Below are 17,124 nucleotides of genomic sequence, written 5' to 3'. Positions count from 1 at the left end.
CAGCCGGAGGCGACCTTTGCGCTCCTCGACCATATTCATGGGTCCACGGCCTATTCCGCGAGCACGCGGGTCGACGGAAACGCGACCTCGACCAGGGTGCCTTCACCCGGTGTCGAGTTGATGGTGAACCGGGCGCGGTTGGCTTCCACCATCGCCTTGGTCAAAGGCAATCCAAGCCCCGTGCCGTCGCCGCGCCCGCGCTTCAGCGCGTTGATCTGCTTGAACGGCTTCAGTGCCTGCTCGATCTCGGCCTGGCTCATGCCGATGCCGGTGTCGCGCACCCGCATGACGACGTCGCCCGATGTCTCATAGGCGGTCGAGACGATCACCTGGCCGCCGGCCTGCGTGTAACGAATGGCGTTCGACAGGATGTTGAGTGCGATCTGGCGCACGCTGCGCAGGTCGGCCACCACTTCCGGCAGCCGCGAAGCGAAGCTGGAGCGGATGATGACGCGCTCGCGGTTGGCCTGCGGCTGCATCATCGCCACGGTCTCGGCCAGCGTGTCGTTGAGCGACACCGCCTCGTAGGCCATCTCCTGCTGGCCAGCCTCGATTTTCGAAATGTCGAGCAGGTCGTTGACGAGGTCGAGCACATGGTTGCCAGAGCGGTTGATGTCGCGCAGATAGTCGCGGTAGCGGTCATTGGCGACCGGACCGAATTTCTCGTCGACCATCAATTCGGAAAAGCCGATGATGGCATTGAGCGGGGTGCGGATCTCGTGGCTGATGCGCGCGAGGAAATCGGTCTTTTGCGAGGACGCGCGCTCGGCCACCGCGCGTGCTTGCGTCAGGTCCTCTTCGGCCCGTTTCCATTGTGTGATGTCGCGCACGACGGCACAGAAGCCGCTGTCGTTGGGCAGCCGGCCGATGGTCATGAACAACGGGATGAAGCGCCCCTGCGCCTCGCGCCCGATCACCTCGCGGCCGTCATTCATCACGCTCGCCACACCGGGCTCGGACAGTCCGTTGAGATAGTCGCGCGCCGCGCGCTGGCTTTCGATCGCGAACAGCGAAGCGAACGGCTTGCCGGTCACTTCGTCGCTGTCGAAGCCGAACAGCGCCTCGGCCGGCCGGCTGATCGAGCGGATGCTGCCGTCACGGCCGATCAGCACGACGCCGTCGGTGGCGGTGTCGATGATGGTGCGCATCTCGGCGATGCGTGCCTTCAGCTCGGGAATGTCGGGCTGCGTCTGCTCGTCGCCAACCACATGCAGGGTCGCCGGCGCGTCATCCTCGCCGGAGCGGCGCACGACCAGCATCAATGCCTTGCCGTCACGCCAGGGGACAGAGCGCAAAATAGCCTCGATCGGGAATTCCTGCCTATCACGCGTCTTCAGTCGCAACGCGCGATCGGTGCCGTCGGAGGTGCCATCGTCGGCGTAGGGGTCGCCAAACAGCGCGCCGAGGCCGCCGGCATCCGCCAGGTCGTCGAGCGCCTCATAGCCGGTCAGGTTGAGGAATTCCTCGTTCGCATAGTGCAACTGGTCGCCGGAATGGATGAGCAGCGGCACCGGCAGCTTGCTCAGAAGCGAGGTATCGGGAGCCTTGTGCTCATCTCCGGCCGAAAAGGCCGATGGCACGAACCCTTCGACCTTGAGCGGCGGCACTTTAAGGCGTGGGCGCTCGACGCGTGCCTCGGCGGAGGCAACCGCCGGTTCGTCAGGGGCCGCGGCTTCCTCGTCGGGCTGCACCCAATCTTCACTGTCCTCGGCGTCGCGAAAATCTGCCGATGTCATGCTGTCGTCATCGACGGAGTCATGTGTCGCGTCAGTGGCTTCAGGCTCTTCGCCGGTGGCGATGGGCTCGGTCACTTCTGGTTTCGCCGTCACCGGTTCGGAAACCGAGGCCCGGTCACTGTTGTCCGCGACAGGACCGCGTTCGTCATCACGGTCGGCATAGCCGAGCAACGAGCCCGGCAGAGTGTCGGAGGGTTCCTCATGACCTGCTTCGTCCGGGTGACCGCCGTCAAGCCGCGCCAGGTCCGCTTCGTCCTCGGCATCGACATCGGTCTCGGAGGCGGCATCGAGTGTTGACTGAATCTCGCCGACTGCCGGAGCTTCCGTCTCCGCCGTCGGCACGTCCGCCACAGCTTCGGCAGGTGTCTCGGTCGCCTGTTCCCTGGGATTGTCGAGGCTGGGCTTCTCGGCCTCTGGCGGCTCGGCGGGCGAACTGTCCTTCTTCAGCCGCTCGCCGATCTCGCGGAACGCGCTGCGCTCCAGCGTCGACAGGCCCTTGTCGTTGGCTGGCTGGCGATGTTCGGCCAGCCGGATCACCTTGTCAGCAAAGCGCCGCTCCGGTTTCGGCACGATGGTTAGCGCCGGCACCTCGCCCTTGAACGGGTCCGATGCCATCGGCTCCTCGGCCGTCGGCTCTTCAGCCTTCGGCTGTTCAGGTACGGGTTCGACGGCTTGCGGCTCGGGTGTCGCCGGGGCCTTGCCGTTGGGCACCAGCGCCATGCCGATGGCTTCCGGATCGACGACCGCGTCACTGGCCCGGGCAACGCCGAAGCCGCGGAAGCCTTCAAAGGCACGGCTGCGGCCATAGACAGGCAGCGCCGCCAGGTCGACAGGGATCTTCAGATCGGTGCCGGCGACGGGCCACAGCACGGAGCGGCCGGACCAGGTATCGCGTCGTTCCAGCAAGCCGGCGATCTCACCGGAGGGATCGAGGCCGAAGGTGGCCGCCACATCCCTGAAGCGCCGGCCGATGACATCGGCGGCCGGCTTGCCGACAATGTTGGCGAATTCCGGAGACAGCGTGCTGAACTTGCCTTCGGCATCGGTGCGCCAGACGAAGCGCAGCGGCGCAGCCGTGCGGTCGATCGATCGCACGGCCGGGCGTTCGACCGGGGTGGCCTTGGTATCGTGCTGCGTCGGATTTTCCGCCGCACCCTCCGCGACGGCGGCAGGGGGCTCAACAGTCTCGGCTGCAGCGGCCCGGTCGGTCTGTTGCGCATCCTCCTCACCGGCATTGAAGTACCAATGATCGTGCTGCGCTGGCGTAGCGCCGGCAGTCCCCGGGTCGTTATCCGCCGCCTCCGCCGGCTGCCCGGCTGGATCGGCATTCTCAGGCGCTGTCGGCATCGGGATAATCTCGGCGGCTTCCGGAACGCTAGGTTCGTCCACGGCCGGGTGTTCGATGTCGATTGCCGGTCTGTTGTCCTGGGACGGTTCCGGCTGGGCAATCGTGCTTTCCGCAGCCGCGGTTTCTACTTGGGCTGGCGCTTGCGCTTCCACGACGCTGTCTTCGGCAGGAGCCTTGCCGTCAAGTTGGTCCTCGTCGATCACCACCAGCAGATGCCGTTCCTCGGTCAATCTTGCCAGCCCTGCCGGATAGGAGGTCGCGCCGCCGGGAACGAGGCGCTTGACGATCCGCTCGCTCCCATCCGCGACGTCGGCAACCAGCGCCGCCAGCGTCTCCGGCAAGATGCCCAGTGCCGAAAATCCTTCCGAGGCGGCCTCGACGTTGCCTGCGGCATCGACAAAGGCAATGAAATGGCCGTCTTCGGTAAGGCCGCCGATGGCACGAGCGGCAATTTCGCTGGCGCTGCGCGAGCCCGTCTGTGCCGCCGGCACGGTCAGCATGATCGCCTTTTCGTCGTCCGGCATGGTCACGGCACAGGCCAGGAAGCCGACGGCACGGCTGGTCATGCCGGTTGCCAGCCGCACCATGATGGCGCGGTCGCGGCCGATCTCTGGAAATCCGCTGGTCGCCATGATCTGGCGTCTGGCGATCAGCGGCAGCTGCGCGGAGGCGCCGATGATCGCCTCGATATCGGGGTAGCCGAACACTGCGGCTCCTGGCCCATTGGCCCAGATCACCTGCTCCAGATCCGTCGAAAGAATCGCGATCGCGTCGCCGGCGGCAAAGCGCTGGCGGACCGCGTCGAGCACGGCGACGTCAAGGAAGGAATATTCGGACGGCATGCGCTTGGCGAACCCTCACGGAGCGGCAAATTGCGGTTAACGCTTTGTTAATAAAAGCCGGCGGCGCGAAGGTCCACAAGCCAGAACGTGCAAAGGCTGGAATTTGGGCTCTTGGTTAACGGCCCAAAGAAATTTATGGTGCACTGCAACAAAGATATTGCAATGCACAAAATTTGCCTTTATATTGCCATCATACATGAACGAGACGGCTTTCTGTCAAAGCCGCTGCTGAAAAGGATGGAAAATGTCCAGGACCAAAACTGCCGACACGATCGAAAACGTTGAATTCCCGAGCTTCGACGCTTCCAAGGCCACTGACCAGATGCGCGCTTTCGCCGAAAAGGGCGTTGAGCAGTCGAAGGAAGCCTATGCCAAGCTGAAGACCGGTGCCGAGGAGACCCAGAAGGCTCTGGAGTCGACCTACGAGACCGCCAAGACCGTTTCCAGCGACCTGTCGCTCAAGACCATTTCCGCTCTCCGCGCCAATGCCGAGGCTGGTTTCTCGCATCTCGAAGCCCTGATCGGCGCCAAGTCGCTGTCGGAAGTCGTCGAGCTGCAGACCGCCTTCCTGCGCAAGCGCGTCGAAATGACCGTCGAGCAGGCCAAGGACTTCCAGACCGTCGCCTCCAAGGCGGCAGAGGACGTCTCCAAGCCGATCAAGACCGCCTTCGAGAAGGCGATGAAGGAAATCAAGGTTGCCTAACATTTACGCATGATCTGAAGATGCAACAAAAGGTCGCATTTTCTTAAAAACGATCAGGCGTATAATGGCAGCCATCAAGGAATACCCGGCGAGCGGAACCTCCTCCCTCTGCTCCTCGGGGTGACCAGCCAGCACCTCCTCCCGCTGGCTCGTAACAGGAAAAGGCCGGCACCTCCTCCCGCCGGCCTTTTTCTTTGCCCGGCGAAAAGTCGATGCTGTTTGTGGGGAAGCGACCTTTGCCTAGCAAAAGTCTTGAATTAAGATCCGTTAGCCCGTAAGGACGCATCGCCGAACGACAGAGCGGATCACGGAAAGTGAACTTTCCACCTTGGTCTGGCTCAGCAAACGTGCCGTTGTAGCTCAGATGGTTAGAGCGCCGGATTGTGGATCCGGAGGTCGCTGGTTCGATCCCAGCCAACGGTACCATCGGCTTTCATTAAGCGATTGAATTTGATATGAAATTTTGTCTTTGGCGGCAAAATTTGTATCACAATAGGTGTTACAGTGTGTAGCACAAATGGTGATTTGGCGGCTAGGAAGACGAAAGCTAAGCCACCACCAGGACAACCTGTTGAGGCTCCACACCTAGCGATTCGATCAAACGGAAACCTGCACTAGGCAATCCTATCAACCTCCGAGGCCGTCGCGAATGGCGCTAAAATAGCGATCCGTTCCGACCTGGCCGCCTTTAAGGGCAACCTCCAGTCCATTGATCGCCTTGATGCGAGAATGGGCGACGCACAGCGGGGAACCTGGCGAGGCAGGCAGCGGCATGCGCACCGTCAGCGCGTCGATGCCCATCTGGCCGAGCGCGTGGCTTGAGGTGTCGCCGCCGGCGATGACCACGCGCCGCAGCTTCTGTTCGATTGTCAACGCGCGAAGGAGCTCGCCGAGACCGCGGCCAAGCTTGTGGCGGGCGCCTTCCTGCCGGTCGATTTCGGCGCCCCGGTCGGCGGCGGGGCCAAGCGCGGTGTAGAGGATGACGCTGCGCCCGGCTTGCAGACTGGTGCGAGCGCTTGCCGCCGCATGCGCGATCGCCTGCTCCGAAGCCTCCGAAACCAGTTCGACAGGATCGACCTCAATGCCGTCGAAACCGTCGGTCAGGGCATGCCGAATCTGACGTTCAGTGGTTGGTGAACAGCTGCCCGACACGACGGCGATCCGGTCGGCGGCGCCCGGCGGCGTGAAGCCTGGTCCAGCGCTGACGATGTCATTCGACGCCCATTCGGCCAGCAACGCATACTCGATGCCGGACGAGCCGACGACAAAAGAGCCGCCCGGCTTGCGGACGCGCCAGATCTCTTTGCCGGCCAGGGCTTGGGTCTCCCGGCTATCGACGTCGACAAGCACAATGGCCGCGCCATTCTCCATCAGGCGATCGAATGCTTGCGACCGCGAGGCGGACTGCAGCGTCGCCAGGTCAAGCAATCCCGAGGCAAGCCCGGTCTGTCGCGACAGATGGATCAGCAGGTCGGATTCATCCATCGGCGTCGTCGGGTGGCGGCTCATCACCGGATGGCGGTCGATGCGGAAATACTGGTCGCGATAGGCGGCGAACAGATGGCCAAAGGCGGTGTAGCGCTTGAGCTGCGGCGCGCCGACCAGCAGCGGCACGCTGTCCTGCTTGAAGACCTTGCGGCCAATCTCGATTGCCCGGCCGATGCTGCCGATCGTCGGGCTGGAATCGAAGGTTGAACAGACCTTGTAGTGGCAGATATCGGCGTTCAGCGTTTTCAGCCAGGCGAAGGCGTCGCGCAGATGCGTGTCTATCCACTGTGGCGTCTCGCTGCGGCTGGTGCCGGCCAATCCGACCGCCTGGCAATGCTTGAACTGCCCAAGCAGAGCTCCGTCCGGCTGCCTCATGAACAGCACCGTCGGCACGCCGCCGAGTTCGAGCGCTTCCATGACATCGGTCGAGCCGGTGAGGTCGTCGCCATAATAGCTGAGCAGCAGGTTCTGCATGGCGTCAGGCCGCCTTGCCGTCGCCGAACTTTTCGATCGATCGTGCCAGTTCGGGGTGGTTCAGGGCAAAGTCCGCCAGCGGAATACCGTCGACGGCCGCTTGCCAGGCTTGCTGCACGGCGCGCACGCCGGCGCCCGGCCCGCCCGGATGGCTGACGATGCCGCCGCCGCACAGATAGAGCAGATCGACCGTGCGGCCGGTTCGTTCGTAAGTCTCGGCCGCCTGTCCGCCCCACTGGCCGGAGCCGGCGACCGGCAGGGCGCAATCATCGGGCGAGAAGATCGGCGTGGTCACCGCCTTGAAGGAATCGATGAAGGATGCATCCGGCTCCCAATATTTCGAGGCGATGCCGTTGATCTGGAACTGATCGACGCCGAGCAGCCGCCAGAATTGCTGCCAGACCTTGAAGTCCATGCCAAGGCCGGGATGGCGGGTGAGGATGTCCCAGCCATTGCGATGGGCATGCAGCACCAGGCTGGAGCGCTTTCTTAAGTAGGCCATGCCGCCGAAGCCTACGGAATTGATGTTGACCACCGCGCAATTGCCGCCGGCCTTCGCCACCAGATCGTGGTTGCGCATCATCTCGTCCGGATCGGCGTGCGAGATGCCGAAGGCATACATCACCTTCTTGCCGGTCTTCTGCTCGTGGTCGAGGATGAGCGGCATGATCGCCTTCACCCGCTCGGCCAGCGGCGAATAGGCCGGGCTCATCAGCTTCTCGTCGTCCTTGATGAAATCGACACCGGCGGCGATCAGCTCGCCGACCATCGCCGCCGTCTCGTGCGGCCTCAGCCCCAGCGCCGGCTTGACGATGGTGCCGATGATCGGGCGACCCTCGACGCCGGTCAGCCGGCGGCTGCCGGCGACGCCGAACTGCGGGCCGGGATGGGCGCCGCGATAGTCATCAGGCAGCTTCAAGTCGACGATGCGAATGCCCGACAGGCCCCTGATCGAATAGGTGCCGCCGATGGCGATGGTCATCAGCGCTGACAGGTCGGTGCCGATGGCATCGAAGGGAAAGGCGATATCGACATCGGCGCGCTTGAACGGCCCGTCGCCGTCCTCGGGAAGCGACGGCCGCTCGGCATCGGGCAGATGCCGGATCGCCAGGACGCGCGCCGCCACCCGGGCCTTCAACTCCTCGGTCTCGCCGGGCAGCGCGACGAAGGTGCCGGTCGACTGGTCGCTGGCGATCTTGGCTGCCAGTGCCTCGATGCTTTCAGACGTTTCGATGCGATAGGTGAGGGTGATCATGGTCCGCTGTCTCAAGCCCAGGCGTTCGAAAAAGGTTCACCGATGCTCGAAATCTGGTATAATGAGTACATAAGTATTGCAAGACATATCCGGCTGGAAGTTTTGGGCGAGTCGGCCGACGGCAATTTCCGGGAATTGTGGCGGCAGTGTTAGATAGGGCTGGATCAAGGGAGTGATTCGCGACGATGAACCGTTCGGAACCGATTGTCCGGCGCAAGCTTTCCGACGAGGTCTTCTTGAGGCTGAAGCGCCTGATCACCAGCGGCGAATTGATGCCGGGCGACGATATGCCCTCGGAGCGCGAGCTGATGGAGCGCTTCGAGGTCGGCCGGCCGGCGATCCGCGAGGCGATGCAGGCGCTGAGCAATATGGGCCTCGTCGCCATCTCGCATGGCGAGCGCGCCAAGGTGCTGCAGCTGACCGCCAAGTCGATCATCAAACAGGTCGATGGCGCGGCCAAGATGATCCTGTCGTCATCGAAGGACACGCTGGAGCACCTGAAGACCGCGCGCATCTTCTTCGAGCGCGGTATGGTCAGGGAAGCCGCCGAAAAGGCCACTGCCGAGGATGTGCAGCGGCTCAGAGCCACCGTTGCCGAACAGCGCAGCTTTCGCGGTGACTCGGAAGCCTTCATCTCCGCCGACATGAAGTTCCATACCCAGATCGCGGCGATCTCCGGCAACCCGATCTATGTCGCCGTCAGCGAGGCCATGCTCGGCTGGCTGAAGGAATATCACACCGAAATGCTGATCTGGACCGGCAAGGAAAAGTTCACGCTGACCGAGCATGAAGAGATCATCGGGCGCATCGAGAAGAAGGATGCGGACGGCGCCGAGAAGGCGATGATCAAGCATCTCGAACGCTCGCGCGCCCTCTATGTGATGAATTCCGGCAGCTGATTTCAGCCGATCCGGGCGGTTGCGTAAGGCGTCATCACGAGATTGCCTTGGCCAAGGGCTGGAATGTCGACCCGCATATCGCCAGCTGTCAGGTTCGCCAGCCACACGACGGTCTCACCCGAGGCGGAGCGGCCGGCCAGCGCCAGCACCTTGATCTCATCGCTCGTCTTTGCTGCAACGTGTGTAAGGCCCGCCAGTTCGCAAAGCCCCTTGATGGCCTGGAAAATCGGCCGCAGTCCGCCTTCCTCGACCGGTTCGCCCGGTCCCGCCAGCACGCCGAACGGCCCTGTGAAGCTGGAGAGGGTGAGCATCTCCAGACCGGTCGGTGCGACGCGTGCGGCATAGCCGATCGTCCATGCTGCGCCGAACAGGCCGGCATGGCGAGGATCGCTGTCGGCCATGGCGATGCGCTGTCCGTCAGGATTGGCCTTGGTCGCGCCGCCATAGGGGTTCTGGCGCATGGGAATCGTCGACGGGCCGATCCGGTAGGGCTTTGCCCCGTAGATTGCTCGCGTCGATTGGGTGATGAAGGGCAGCGCCTCCAGCGATTGCATGATGCTGAGGTCGTCGGCCGCATGCACGATCGGGCAGGTGCAATGGGTGATGAAGTCAAGCCGGTCGGCGGGAACGCGTTTACGGTTGAGCTCGGTGAAATAGCTGAACATGCCGCCACCGAGGCGGATGTCGGGGAAGGCGTGGCGGGCGGCGACATAGACGGCTTCGAGCGGCGGGCATTGCGGCCATGCGCTGCCCGGCGGCGTCGACTGCAGGTCGACCGAAGGCGAGACGGCAATGGCCGAGAGTTTCAGCCCGGCCCGGCGTACCATGCCGGCGACGGCCGAAAGTTCAGCGTCGAGATCGCCCGCTCCGGCAACGACGCATTCAAGCGTCGTCTGCGCAGGGTACGCTGCCGCGAGCCGGGCAAAGGAGCGCAAGGCGTCGAGCCCGTGGCCGCGCGTTGGATCGTATTGGAGGATCAGCTGTTGCGGGCCAAGTGTTGACAGCGTGGAGAGGTTCGCCAGCGCGGCCTCGACATCCTCGGGATAGATGATGACGCCGACATCGGGCAGTCTTGGTCCGGCCTCGCCGAGTTCAACGCGGACCGGTTCGCTGGCCACGGCAGCAGCCGGCGCTTTGCCTTCACCAGTAATGCGCAGGCTGATCGTCTGGCGATTGGGTTCGCCGGCCGGCAGCACATAGGGCCACGGCAATGCGAGCGGCCGCACATAGGTCTTGTAGGAGGCGTCGGACCAGTTGCGCTGGTCTTCCATTTCGAACACGTCGCCTTGCATCCGGCATTCGGCGCTGACGCCGGGCCGCACCTCATGGGTGATGGCGCGCAGATCCTTGAAAGGCTGCCAGGGGTCGATCAGCAGCGGAAGCTTTGTCGCCACCACGCTGCCATCGGTGTGTTCGACCGTCACCGGGCTGCCGGCCAGGCTGGCGATCGGATGCAGGATGCAGAAGCCGCAGCGATTGGTTTCGAAATCGCTTTCGGGCAGCGCGTTGACGTCGAAGACCAGACGGCCATCGGCGGAGCCTTTGATGGCGGCGCGGAAGCCGAGCCGACTTGCGTCCGGCCCGGCGCAGCTTGCCGAATAGCTGACCGAGAATGTGTCTGCGCCCTGGTCGATGACAAGGTCTGTCAGTTTGGGCTCGTAGGTGCCCCAGTCGCGGTCGCGCACGATATAGGCGATGGCGCGCAGCACTTCGGTGCCGCCATGGCGGATGGTGCGCAGATTGCCGTTGACGAAATCGGCGCTGAGCACGCCCGCACTCAGCCTGACCGGCTCAGCTTCGACCGTGTGCGTGCCATAGAGCAGTAAGGCGTCGGCTGTCATTTCAGCAAGGCATCGAGGTGGACAGGTTCGTGGCTCGCGGCGCCCAAATAGGCGGCCTCGACCAGCGCGCACGTCTTGAGGTTGTCGGCGCCCGAGGTCGCGGGCTCGTTGCCCGTGGCAAGGCAGTCAACCCAGTGTTTCTGGATCGCGACCACGCTTTCCTGGATGTTGTGCCAGGGACGCGATGCCCAGGGGAGAAGCGGAGGCGAGACATCGCTGACCACCGTGCCGTTCTTGCCGGTTACAGTAAGCTGGTATCCCTGTGCCAGCCGAATCGTCCCATCGCTGCCGTCGATCTCGATCAGCGTCTCCGGGAACGGCTCGGTGGCAAGCCTGCTCGCATAACTACAATCGACCACCGACGTGGCTCCACTGGCATGGTCCATCAGCATGGTCGCCACGTCTTCGCCGGCGATCGCCTGGTTGATGCGCGCCGTTCGCGCGGTGATCGTCGAGACATCGCCCAGCAGGAAGCGGGCGATGTCGAGGATGTGGATGCCAAGGTCCTCGATGATGAAGCGCTTTCCCGTCGCCAGATAGGGCTGCCCGGAAAACACGTCGTAAGCGGAGCGGAAGGAGATGCGTCCGAAGAACGGCGTGCCGATCTCGCCCCTGTCGATCACCGCGCGCACCGCCTGGATCGGCGACTGCCAGCGAAAGTTCTCATGCACCATCAAAGACACTCCGGCTTCCACGCAGGCCTTCACCATCGCCCTGGCGTCGGCAAGCGTCGGCGCGAACGGTTTTTGGCAGATCGCCGGCACGCGGTGTCGCGCCGCCATCTCGACAAGCGCGCGATGGCTGGGTGCTGTGGTGGCAATGTCGACGAAGTCCAGCGTTTCGCCTTCGAACAAAGCGGCCGCATCGGCATAGCGTTTCGCAATGCCGAACTGGTCGCCGACGATCTGGAGCCGTTCCGGATCGCGATCGCAGATGGCGACGATCGAGGCGCCCGCTATATCGCGCCAGCCATGCATCTGGTTGACGGCAAAGAAGCCGCAGCCGATCAGCGCTCCACGTAGCTCCGCCATGCTCAGCCCGCCTTTGCCATTTGCATCAGCGTCACGCGGCTCTGCAGCCGGCGCTGTGCCTGGTCGACGACGACGGCGACGATGATGACCAGGCCCTTGATCACCATCTGCCAGAACGAACTCACCCCCATCATCACCAACCCGTCCGAGAGAATGCCGATGACGAAGGCGCCGACAATGGTGCCACCGATCGTGCCGCGGCCGCCCGACATCGAGGTGCCGCCAAGCACCGCCGCGGCAATCGCGTTGAGCTCAAAACTTTCGCCTGTTGCCGGATGCGAGGCCATCAGCTCGGACGAGATGATAAGGCCGACGATCGCCGCACAGAAACCGGAGAACATGTAGACGAACATCTTCACCATGTTGACACGCACGCCCGAAATTCGCGATGCCCGTTCATTGCCGCCGACGGCGAAGATGTGACGGCCGAGCGGCGTGTATTTGGCGAGATAGGCGGCTCCCAGTGCAACGACGATTAGGATCCAGATCGCGACCGGCAGGCCGAGCAGCCGGCCGGCACCGAGGAAGCCGAATCCGGTGGTACCGAGTTCCGGCTTGCCGACCAGGTTGGGGAAAGTGCGGCCATCCGACGACAGCAGCGCCAGGCCGCGCGCGACATAGAGCACGCCGAGCGTGGCGATGAACGGCGCGACGTTCAGCCTAGTGATCAGCAATCCGTTGACCGCGCCGATCAGGATGCCGACCGCCAGCGTGATCAGCGCGATCTCGAAGACGTTGAAATAGATGGTGTAGCCGATCTGCAGGTCGATGCCGTTGAGCACGAGATAGCCGGCCACCATGCCGCACAGGCCGACGATCGAGCCGACCGACAGGTCGATGCCGCCGGTGATGATGACGAAGGTCATGCCCATGGCGAGGAAGGCGTTGAGCGCCACATGCTTCGACATCAGGATCAGGTTGGCGGTCGACAGGAAGTTCGGCGCCGCGATCGAGAAGAAGACGAGCACGGCGATCAGCGCGATGAAGGTTCTGAGCTTCATCAGCGTCAACAGCACGGAGCCGCTGGAAGCGGAGGGGGCAGCCGCCTTGGCCGGAATGTCAGTCATGGGCGTTTGTCTCCGTATGCGGGGCCGGTCCATGGCCAAGCGCCGAGGCAGCGACGAGCGCCGCCTCCGTCGCCTCGGCGCGATCGAACATGCCGGTCAGTTTTCCGTTGCTCATCACCGCGATCCGGTCGGACAGTGCCATCACCTCGTCGAGATCGGAGGTCGCGAAAAGAATCCCCAACCCGTCGCGGGACAGTCTGCGCATGGTGCGGAAGACGTCGGCCTTGGCGCCGACATCGATGCCGCGGCTTGGCTCATCCATCAGCAGCACCTTCGGCCCGGTCAGCAGCGCCTTGCCGATCACCACCTTCTGCTGGTTGCCGCCGGACAGCGACGAGACTTCCTGGGCTGGGTCGGCGACCTTGATCGCCAACTCGCGCACCATTTGCGTCACAGCCTGCTTCTCCTCGGTGCCGCTGATATGGAACAGGCGCACGAAACGGGACAGGCTGGCCAGCGTCAGATTGCTGGCAACCGAGAGGATCGAGACCAGCCCCTCGCGCTGGCGGTCTTCGGGGATCAGCGCCAGGCCGCGCCGGATGCGCCGCGTCGTGTCGCGCTCCTTGACCTGTTTGCCGGCGATGAAGATCGCTCCGGTGGCTTGGCCGTGGCGGCCCATGATGCAGTCGAACAGCTCGCTGCGCCCGGCGCCCATCAGGCCGTAGATGCCCAAAATCTCGCCGGCGCGCAGCGACAGCGAGACATGATCGACCGCCAGCCCGCCGGTGACGCGCGGCAGGCAGATGTCCTCGGCGCGGAAGATCTCTTCGCCTGGAACATGGCCGTCGGCCTTGGCGAAATCCTTGGCGTCGGAGCCGATCATCTGCCGCACGATCCACTGCGTATCGACGTTTTTCATCTCCTCCTGGCCGGTGATCCGTCCGTCGCGCAGCACCGTGATGTAGTCGCCGATACGGATCAGCTCCTCCAGCCGGTGCGAGATGTAGACGATGGCCACGCCGCGCCCCTTGAGGTCGGCGATCACCTTGAACAGGATTTCGACCTCCGCCGCGCTCAGCGCCGAGGTCGGCTCGTCCATGATCAGGATGCGCGCGTCGAGCGAAACCGCCTTGGCGATCTCGACCAGCTGCTGCTGGCCGATGCGCAGATCCTCGACCAGCATGTCCGGGCGGATACCGGCTTCCAGCCGTTCGAGGAATTGCGCCGCCCGGCGCTCCTGCTCCTTGCGATCGATCTTGCGGAACCGGTTGGTGATCTCGCGGGTGGCGAAAATGTTCTCGGCGACAGTCAAATTGCCGAACAGGTTCAGTTCCTGGAACACCATGCCGATGCCGCGGTTCACCGCATCGCCGGACGAGGCGAACGAAACCTCTTCGCCTTCGAGCAGGATGCGGCCGGCCGTCGGCTGCTCGACGCCGGCGATGATCTTCATCAGCGTCGACTTGCCGGCGCCGTTTTCGCCGACCAGCACGTTGACCGCGCCCTTGCGCACCTCGAAATTGGCGTGCTTGACCGCGACGGTGCCGGCATAGACCTTGGAGACGTCCTCCAGCTTCAGGATGACATCGCGCTCGGCGGCCGCGCTCATGGCTTCGGCCCGATCTCGACCTCCGCCGGCGTCACCAGCGGCAGGTCCTGGCCGCTGCCAAGCGTGTAGGCGCCGAGCACCTTGGCGCCGCGGCCTTCGAGTGCGTCGCGCGGCAGCTTGGACAGCACCGTCTTGTCGGCATAGGTGTTGAACGCCTTGCCGAACTGGGCGAAGTCGATCTGGTTGGTGAAGTCGTTGAACTGGATGAAGTCGAGGCTGTCGCGCAGTGCGGTGCCGCGCACCGCCGGTCCGATCTGCACCCGTGCATCGGCCTTGCCGTCACCGTCGACATCGACGTCCACGGTCGCCGCGCGCGATTGGGTATTGGCCGCGACGATCTTGCCCTCCAGCCGCACCGCGAAAGTCCACGGCGAGTTCGCCTGCTTGTTCGGATTGCCATATTTGGCGCCGGCAGAAGCGGCATCGGTTTTCGCCAGGGTGTGAACCTCTGGAAACGGTCCGGCTTTCTGCTGGAGATAGGGCACGACCTTTGCCGCCCAGATCCCCTCGACCATCTTGTCCGGATTGAAGGCGGAAGCATTGCCGCCGTCTCCCGATTTCGTCGGCAGAATCTTGCAGGCGGTCAGGCTGATGCCGACCATCACGGCAAGGATCGGCCAGTTCGGCTTGTTGTTCAGCATGGCGGCCTGTTGTTCGGCATGGTGGTCGGCCCACGGAAAATGGCGACGAGGGACGAACCCGAGGTTCGCCCCTCGCTATTCATCTCGCGCGGGCTCAGTTCGTCAGCGCGAACGTTTCCAGCTTGGCGGCATTGTCGCCATTGACTAGCACGCAGTCCATCAGCTGCTTTTCCTTGGCCGGCGACTTCTTGTTCTTGATGTAGTCATTGGCCTGCTCGACCGCCGTTTGCGCCTGCGCAAAGGCCGGCTGCAGGACGGTCGCCTTGATGCCGCCGGAGGTGATGGAGTCGCGTACGTCGTTCGATCCGTCGAAGCCGACGACGATGACGTCCTTGCGGTTCGCCGCGGCAAGCGCCGCATAGGCGCCCATCGCCATCGTGTCGTTGCCGGAGATCACGCCCTTGATGTCGGGATTGGCCTGCAGGATCGATTCCATCTTGGAATAGGCTTCGGTCTGGCTCCAGTTGGCCGACTGTTGCGCGACCAACTTGAGGTCCGGATAGTCGTCGATGACGTCGTGATAGCCCTTGGAGCGGATGCCGGCATTGGTGTCGGATTCCTTGCCGACCAGCTCGACGAAATTGCCCTTCTCGCCCATCAGCTTGACGAACTCCTGCGCGCCGAGCTGGGCTCCCTGGTAGTTGTTGGAGACGATCTGCGCCACGGCGACGCCGGTGGCGTTGATCTCGCGGTCGATCAGGAAGGAGGGCACGCCGGCGTCCTTGGCCTTCTGCACGGCGGCGACGGTGGCGTCGGCGCCGGCATTGTCGAGGATGATCGCCTTGGCGCCACGGCCGATCGCCGTGTCGATCAGTTGCGACTGCTTGTTGGCGTCATCGTCATGGACGAGCACCAGCGCCTCGTAGCCGAGTTCCTTGGCCTTGGCTTCGGCGCCGACGGCTTCGGCCTTGAAGAACGGATTGTCGTGCGAGGGTGTGATGATGGCAATGAGGTCCGCCGCATAGGCAGGTACTGCCGTGCCCAGCGCCAGCATGCCGGCGAAAGCCGCAAGCGTCATTCTGCGTGTGAGTTTCATGAAGTCCTCCCGTTTGAAAAATTGCCTTGATCGACCAAGGCCTCTGTCTGCATCCGAATTCGTCAGCCTGCGCGGGCCGCGGATCGTTTCGGGCTAAAAGCCGTTTGCCGGCTTCCCCTCGACGGATCGTTGCTCCCCAAGCCGTCCTCCACTCGTCCAGGCTTCGACTCCCTGCGAAACCTTATCGATCCGAGCCATGAACAGCTAAGCCAACTGGTATGATGAGTCAATCACAAATTCAGATGATATGTACCTGATGAGCGGCAAAAGCGGAGCGTCGGCAATGGTGCGCCGACGCATCGAAGCGCTCCGGGCCAGCGCCGTGTTGGCCTCTTTCAGGTGATGCGCTGAATGCTGGCGGCGATCTCTTCCGGCTCGAAGACCCGCTTCCAGTCGTCGCGCATCAGCACCGGCTTGCCGAACTCGATGGCCTTGTTGCAGGCGTCGGAGAATACGCCCTTGGTCTCGCCGAAGATGACGGCACCGAGCACATTCATATGGCCGAGCAGGAAGTCGAGCGCCGCTTGCTGGTCGACGCCGCGCGCGACGACTTCGTCGACTGCCTCTTTCATCACGACCAGCAGCGAGGCGCACACCGTTTCAGAAAGGCCGGGCTCGAGCAGCGCCATCTGCTCGACCGTCACGCGATGCGAACGCATCACCGGCGCCCAGATGATTTTTGCGATCGCCTCGCCCTTGGCGTAGTCCTCTTCCGGTCCCTGCATCAGCGCGCTGACCATATGCTGCTTGGCCTTGACGCCGCCGAAATAGTCCTTCTTGGCCGCCATGTCGGTCTCGTCGTTGAAGATCGGCGGATGGCAGGGATGGGTGACGAAATAGGTCAGGTCCGGCCGCTTCGGCAGATGGCCGGCGAACGGGGCGGCGGCGTCGAGCACCACCACCATCGTGCCCGGGGCAAGCTTGCTCTCGATGCTGGTCGCCACCTTGCCGATATGCGTGTCCGGAACGGCCAGGATCACCACATCGGCACCCTTGAGCGCCTCGTCGGCGCTGACCGCGTCAAAGCCCAGGCCCGATTTCAGCCGCTCGCGGCCGGCCTCGCTGACCTCGACATGACGTATCGTGTAGGGCGATCCACGAAAATTGGTCGACAGGCGGTAGCCCATTTTGCCGCCGGCTCCGAACAGCGCAATCGTCGTCATGTATCCGTTACTCCCGATTTCAAACGATGGCCGCGCCGATCGTCATGTTAT

The 17,124-nt window shown here is 63.6% G+C and carries 12 protein-coding genes and 1 tRNA gene; 3 read left to right on the top strand and 10 right to left on the bottom strand.

What is annotated here, in order from left to right; all coding sequences use genetic code 11:
• Positions 1 to 50 precede the first annotated feature (50 nt).
• The gene (locus tag ACFFNA_RS31905) at positions 51 to 3,926 is read right to left on the bottom strand and encodes a PAS domain S-box protein (RefSeq protein ID WP_378923749.1); all 3,876 of its coding nucleotides are present in this window, start codon (positions 3,924 to 3,926) and stop codon (positions 51 to 53) included.
• A gap of 244 nt (positions 3,927 to 4,170) precedes the next feature.
• Here ACFFNA_RS31905 and ACFFNA_RS31900 point away from each other — a divergent pair, with 244 nt between their 5' ends.
• Positions 4,171 to 4,629, top strand: coding sequence for a phasin (locus ACFFNA_RS31900; protein ID WP_095088547.1), 459 nt, complete (start codon positions 4,171 to 4,173; stop codon positions 4,627 to 4,629).
• Positions 4,630 to 4,978: 349 nt separating this feature from the next.
• Positions 4,979 to 5,055: transfer RNA gene (locus tag ACFFNA_RS31895), tRNA-His, on the top strand.
• A 201-nt stretch (positions 5,056 to 5,256) separates the two neighbouring features.
• Here the strand turns inward: ACFFNA_RS31895 and ACFFNA_RS31890 are convergent.
• Together ACFFNA_RS31890 and oiaX are read right to left on the bottom strand one after the other, a co-directional pair.
• Complete coding sequence (locus ACFFNA_RS31890; RefSeq protein WP_378923748.1) at positions 5,257 to 6,591, bottom strand: four-carbon acid sugar kinase family protein; 1,335 nt, start codon at positions 6,589 to 6,591, stop codon at positions 5,257 to 5,259.
• A 4-nt stretch (positions 6,592 to 6,595) separates the two neighbouring features.
• Positions 6,596 to 7,846, bottom strand: coding sequence for a 3-oxo-isoapionate-4-phosphate decarboxylase OiaX (oiaX, locus tag ACFFNA_RS31885; RefSeq protein ID WP_378923747.1), 1,251 nt, complete (start codon positions 7,844 to 7,846; stop codon positions 6,596 to 6,598).
• Between the two features lie 185 nt (positions 7,847 to 8,031).
• Here oiaX and ACFFNA_RS31880 point away from each other — a divergent pair, with 185 nt between their 5' ends.
• On the top strand, positions 8,032 to 8,745 hold the full coding sequence (locus ACFFNA_RS31880) for a transcriptional regulator NanR (protein ID WP_111546066.1): 714 nt from the start codon (positions 8,032 to 8,034) through the stop codon (positions 8,743 to 8,745).
• 2 nt (positions 8,746 to 8,747) lie between these two features.
• On the opposite strand, the gene apnL is transcribed toward ACFFNA_RS31880, so the two are convergent.
• The 7 genes from apnL to ACFFNA_RS31845 all read right to left on the bottom strand — a co-directional run bounded on the left by apnL (position 8,748) and on the right by ACFFNA_RS31845 (position 17,073).
• The gene (gene apnL / locus ACFFNA_RS31875; protein ID WP_378923746.1) at positions 8,748 to 10,586 is read right to left on the bottom strand and encodes a D-apionate lactonase; all 1,839 of its coding nucleotides are present in this window, start codon (positions 10,584 to 10,586) and stop codon (positions 8,748 to 8,750) included.
• Complete coding sequence (locus ACFFNA_RS31870; protein WP_378923745.1) at positions 10,583 to 11,617, bottom strand: Gfo/Idh/MocA family protein; 1,035 nt, start codon at positions 11,615 to 11,617, stop codon at positions 10,583 to 10,585. The genes apnL and ACFFNA_RS31870 overlap by 4 nt, the downstream gene beginning before the upstream one ends.
• Before the next feature lie 2 nt (positions 11,618 to 11,619).
• Positions 11,620 to 12,684 (bottom strand): ABC transporter permease, encoded by a 1,065-nt coding sequence (locus tag ACFFNA_RS31865; RefSeq protein ID WP_378923744.1) that lies wholly within the window; start codon positions 12,682 to 12,684, stop codon positions 11,620 to 11,622.
• Positions 12,677 to 14,233 (bottom strand): sugar ABC transporter ATP-binding protein, encoded by a 1,557-nt coding sequence (locus ACFFNA_RS31860; protein ID WP_378923743.1) that lies wholly within the window; start codon positions 14,231 to 14,233, stop codon positions 12,677 to 12,679. Before ACFFNA_RS31860 ends, ACFFNA_RS31865 begins: the two co-directional genes overlap by 8 nt.
• The gene (locus ACFFNA_RS31855) at positions 14,230 to 14,874 is read right to left on the bottom strand and encodes a DUF2291 family protein (RefSeq protein WP_378923742.1); all 645 of its coding nucleotides are present in this window, start codon (positions 14,872 to 14,874) and stop codon (positions 14,230 to 14,232) included. Before ACFFNA_RS31855 ends, ACFFNA_RS31860 begins: the two co-directional genes overlap by 4 nt.
• 94 nt (positions 14,875 to 14,968) lie before the next feature.
• On the bottom strand, positions 14,969 to 15,910 hold the full coding sequence (locus tag ACFFNA_RS31850) for a D-ribose ABC transporter substrate-binding protein (protein ID WP_378923741.1): 942 nt from the start codon (positions 15,908 to 15,910) through the stop codon (positions 14,969 to 14,971).
• A 335-nt stretch (positions 15,911 to 16,245) separates the two neighbouring features.
• Entirely contained in the window at positions 16,246 to 17,073 is an 828-nt protein-coding gene (locus ACFFNA_RS31845) for a phosphogluconate dehydrogenase C-terminal domain-containing protein (protein ID WP_111546073.1), read from the bottom strand.
• Between the last annotated feature and the right edge of the window lie 51 nt (positions 17,074 to 17,124).

Origin of the sequence: Mesorhizobium kowhaii, assembly GCF_042431665.1 — a bacterium.
GTDB lineage: Bacteria > Pseudomonadota > Alphaproteobacteria > Rhizobiales > Rhizobiaceae > Mesorhizobium > Mesorhizobium kowhaii.
Note: the sequence above shows the minus strand (reverse complement) of the source record. Positions and strands in the feature narration are given on the sequence as shown.